The 5,090-nt window shown below is 43.8% G+C and carries 2 protein-coding genes; both read right to left on the bottom strand.

What is annotated here, in order from left to right; all coding sequences use genetic code 11:
- Positions 1–509: 509 nt before the first annotated feature.
- Positions 510–1,202, bottom strand: a complete 693-nt coding sequence (locus L0J61_RS09180) for a 1-pyrroline-5-carboxylate dehydrogenase (RefSeq protein ID WP_301466145.1) — start codon at positions 1,200–1,202, stop codon at positions 510–512.
- 11 nt (positions 1,203–1,213) lie between these two features.
- Positions 1,214–4,438, bottom strand: a complete 3,225-nt coding sequence (gene putA / locus L0J61_RS09185) for a bifunctional proline dehydrogenase/L-glutamate gamma-semialdehyde dehydrogenase PutA (protein WP_301466146.1) — start codon at positions 4,436–4,438, stop codon at positions 1,214–1,216.
- Between the last annotated feature and the right edge of the window lie 652 nt (positions 4,439–5,090).

The raw sequence follows: 5,090 nt of genomic DNA on the forward strand, positions 1-5,090 counted from the left end.
ATATAAATATCTATAAGCATATTGGATAAGCTGACTGCCTTCTGACTTGCTCAAGCTTAGTCTGACTGAGAATAGCGTTTAAATTTCATTACGATACTATTATTAGGTATCTCAATATGAGGTATCTCAAAATATCGGGCATCTAATATAAAGTATCTCAAAACGCAAAAATACGAGGGTGAAAAAATACGCTCCATTAAAATAAAAGGTGCTTGAGATTAATGGCTATCATTAACTTTAAGCAAGGTTGCTATTTTGTATTTAAAGTTTGTATTTAAAGTTGACCTTTTGGTTAACTTCTAACATATTAGCATTAAATTTAATAAGTTCACAACTGACAAAATCATATTGATAACCACAAACATTAAGACACAAACACCACACCATAAAAAAAGGTCAGTTTTTATTCATTGGTATACCAACAAACAAAAACTGACCTGAGCTTCGAATTCGATATTGCCAGTTCCACTCGACCTACACAGAACTGGCGTTATTATCTATTCTGCACCCTATTCCGTACCAAGCTCTAATAAGCTCGCATTACCACCGATAGCAGTGGTGTTGACTGTTTTGACACGCTCTGTGACGAAACGATGCAGATAGTCAGGTGTTAACATCTCTGATAAACCATCCATATCTGTGACACTGATAACTTGCGTTAAAATACCATCAGTATTGGCAAGCTCTTGGCTGATATCCTGCACTTCGCTGTTACTGCCAGCGACTGCGACTTGCGCAAGACGGTCGATATATAGAAGCGTGATCGTCTGCGAGTCATTGGCCACACTCAAAACGTCATCGCTAATACCCGTTTCGTATAATGCTTTTGCCGCTTCTTCACACACCTCTATCTGACTAGGGCAATGCAGTATCACTTCATTCCCTGTCAATAACGCCGCAACCAACTGTCCAAGAACTGGCAATACTTTTGCAGACTCGGCACCGATGATCATCGTCTTGCCACGGGCAGTCACGTAAAGATCATTTGACTCGCCTGTAGCCCCAGTCAAACGGTGCACTTCATCCAAGCTCGGCGCAGCGCTCAATAGGTGGTTAAACAAACGCTTTGACTTGTTGACATCACCCGTAAGCAAAGCCAACTTTGGAATGGCTTCTCGTAAATGTACTGCACGCTTTTCTGCGCCAAGTAATCGCCAAGCTTCACAAACCTGGGCATGATTTTTTTTAAACTCTGTCGCCATGTTGCTACTCCTTACGCGATTTCTGATTGAGTGGATGTTTGAGGTTCGTTTTCGACACTTAATTTCATAAGACGTGCAACGTATTGTGGACCGCCTGCTTTAGGACCTGTACCAGACAAGCCGCCACCACCGAATGGCTGTACATTTACAACAGCACCGATTTGATTGCGGTTGATGTAAGTATTACCCGCGAGGGCACGACGTTCAATGTGTTCGGCAGTATTTTCGATACGACTATGGATACCCAAGGTCAAACCAAATCCGGTACCATTGATAGAATCAATCAGTTTATTCAAATCACGAGCTTTATAACGCAGCACATGCAAAATCGGACCGAAGTGCTCACCACCAATGACATCGATACTTTTTACTTCGATTGCAGTTGGTAGCACAAAAGTAGACTTATCTTGACTGACTACCGAACCAGAGCTCATCTGCGTCTGCGCCAAAATAGTAGCTGTCGGCTCTTCTCTCATGCGGTCAATATGTGCTTCTAGTCCTTTCTTGGCGTCTTCATCAATACAGGGTCCAACGTCTGTCGAAGCGTATAATGGATTACCAACGGACAACTCAGCCATATTACCGTGCAATAACTCAATCAAACCATCAGCCATGTCTTCTTGTACACAGAGTATACGACACGCTGAACAGCGCTGACCTGCCGAACCAAAGGCGGACAATACAGCATCTTTTACTACTTGCTCGGGCAACGCCGTAGAGTCAACGATCATCGCATTTTGACCACCTGTTTCCGCGATAAGCACTGGCAATTCACCACTGGCTTGCGCATGGCTATTTAGGCTTTGGTTGATACGTTGAGCTGTCTGAGTGGATCCAGTAAAAATAACGCCCGCAATATTATCTGCTGTGGTGAGGGCGCCACCAACCTCGCCTGCACCCAGTACCAACTGTAATGCTTCAACTGGCACGCCAGCCTCGTACATCAACTGAGCACCGAAATGGGCGATCAAGCTGGTTTGCTCAGCAGGTTTTGCAACGACAGTATTACCAGCTGCCAGTGCACCTACGATCTGACCAGTATAGATAGCCAACGGGAAGTTCCAAGGACTGATACAAACAAACGTGCCACGTGCTTTATATACTTGGCGCAAAGGCTGACCAGACAAGTCCGTATATTCATAAACGACTTTTTCTAAGCGTTCCGCTTCATCAGCATAAAACCTGAAGAAATCAACAGCTTCTTTGATCTCATCGATACTGTCTTGCATGGTTTTACCAGCTTCGACTTGACATAGCGCCATCAATTCCGCGTAGTTTTCTTCATATAGATCAGCTGCTTTACGCAAGATAGCTGCACGTTCTGCAGCTGAAGTCGCCTGCCACGCGCTTTGACCTTCGATTGCAGCAGCGATAGCTTGGTGTGCTAATTGTGCATTGGCATGGGTTACTTCCCCAGCGACAACTTCATGGTTCCAAGGAGCACGTACTGTCTCAGAGTCTAGCTTATGAATGGCACCGTCTTCTTCATATTCATCGACTGACTTGCCATTGATGACAGAGGTCGCTGTCCATGTCTTATCTAGATGACTATCGATAGCCGCTTTGAACAGCTGCCATTGTGAATCAATAAATATGTTTGGACCAAAGCTGGCACGACGCTCACCATAAATCTCTAGTGGCAAAGGAATATCCGGGTTATGCAGACTGTCATTAGTCAACAGTTTGTCGTACGGATGTACCGTTAGCTTTTCGACTGGGTAAGACTTGTCTAATAGTTGATGCACGAACGAGCTGTTCGCTCCGTTTTCAAGCAAACGACGGACCAAGTAAGGTAGTAGGTCTTTGTGAGCACCAACAGGTGCATAGATACGTACTGGAATCTGATAAGATTGCAGGATATGATCATAAAGCGCGTCGCCCATACCATGTAGACGTTGGAACTCAAAGTCTCTGTGTGGGCTCATAGTCATGATCGATGCTAGTGTGTGCGCATTATGAGTAGCGAACTGTGGCCAGACCAACCCACGTAAATGCTCTGATAATAAAAAGCGAGCGCAGGCGAGATAGGCAGTATCGGTGCCTTCTTTGCGAGTCCACACCGGATAGCCTGCCAACCCTTTTTCCTGAGCCAGTTTAATCTCAGTATCCCAATAAGCACCTTTGACTAATCGTACTGGGACACGATCACCGACCTCAGTCGCCAGACGTGCCAACCACGCTAAAACAGCGATAGCACGTTTTGCATAGCCTTGAACGACCAAGCCTAGACCATCCCAACCTTGGGTAGAGTTGTCACGGTACAAAGACTCAAATAATTTTAGAGAAATCTCAAGACGATCCGCTTCTTCTGCATCAATACTGATATCAACGTTTACTTCACGAGCTGCTTCGATCAAAAGTAAACAACGTTGGCGTAGCAAACCCATCACTTGCGTTTCTTGCGTCGCCTCATAACGCGGGTGCAATGCAGATAATTTGATTGAGACAGAAGGTTTTGGCATGCCTTCTTTGACTTTAATGTTGGCTGTGGCTTTAATCGCATGCAGATAATCATTGAAATATTGTTCTGCATCTTTATGCGTGATGGCCGCTTCGCCCAACATATCAAATGAATAAGTATAGCCTTTATTACGATATGATTGGCTGTTTCTATTGGCTTCTTCGATAGTCTCACCTAATACAAACTGATGACCCATGATGCGCATGGCTTTTTGCATCGCACTGCGAATGACAGGCTCGCCCATCTTTTTCGTCATACGATCCAAAAATCCTGAGGCGGTCGTATTACTGTCGATACTCACGACACGACCCGTCATCATCATGCCCCACGTCGAAGCATTGACCATAAAGCCATTATCATTTTTTATGTGCTTTTTCCAGTCAGCCACACTCATCTTGTCATGGATTAACGCATCGGCAGTATAACTATCTGGCACTCGAATCAAAGCTTCTGCCAAACTCATCAGCAAAATCCCTTCTTGGGTATCTAGGCTGTATTCAAGCAACAATGAGTCAACCATCTTGACAGCTTTACCATCATCACGCACATGCTGCACGAGTTGACGGGTTTGCTCAGCAGCAGCATCACGCTCTTCATCACTGGGTTTGGCAAGTGGTAGTAACTCAGACAGCCAACTGTCTTCATCCACGCTATACAATGGTGAAATACGTGCATGTAACGTATCTGAAGATTGTTTAATATAGTCTGGCGATAGCAAATCTACAGGCTTGAACAAGATAGGCTCTTGCGGGGTAAACTGGTCTACTGGGTTCATAACAACTCCATAACTACGTTTAAAAACCATAATAAATGGTGCTTTAGGAAGTCTGATCGTCCCATCTAACTGACTATGGCTTCTGTCGGATGACATAGCAACCATTAGCTAGTACTTAGAGCGGTAATCAAAAGACCAAACGGCGCCATCACAAAACAAGAAATCCAGCATGGGCTGGAAACGGTTAAGTAGGTCGTTCTAGTGTCAAACAGGCTACGTTAACAATACAAAGGCAACAACGAACAGTTAAGCGGCATTAGTGCCTTCTTCTTGTCTGTAGTGAAAGGAGTTCGATGGATAAAATTTTCGGTAGCAACATCAAAAAACTGATTAAATATCACTAAGCAAACCCGAAAAACTGCCATCTTAGGTGGTGCTAATTCACTGTAAGAAAAACCTCTACGGCGTTGATTGAGGTGATGCGCTTAACGGTGTTATGGTATCACGAAAAAAAATTCCAACTAACAAAATTTCTAATTTTTATCAATAAATATACCTTTTAATAACAATAAGTTATGATTTTTTTGCGTTCATAACACCTTGGTCATATTTACTATTGACTTTCTAATTACCATTACGGATTTACGCCTGCTGAATACATGAACTACCCACTACCTTAGAGGTAGGGGTTTCTTAGGTAATGCTCATACTT

The organism is Psychrobacter sp., from assembly GCF_030457785.1.
GTDB lineage: Bacteria > Pseudomonadota > Gammaproteobacteria > Pseudomonadales > Moraxellaceae > Psychrobacter.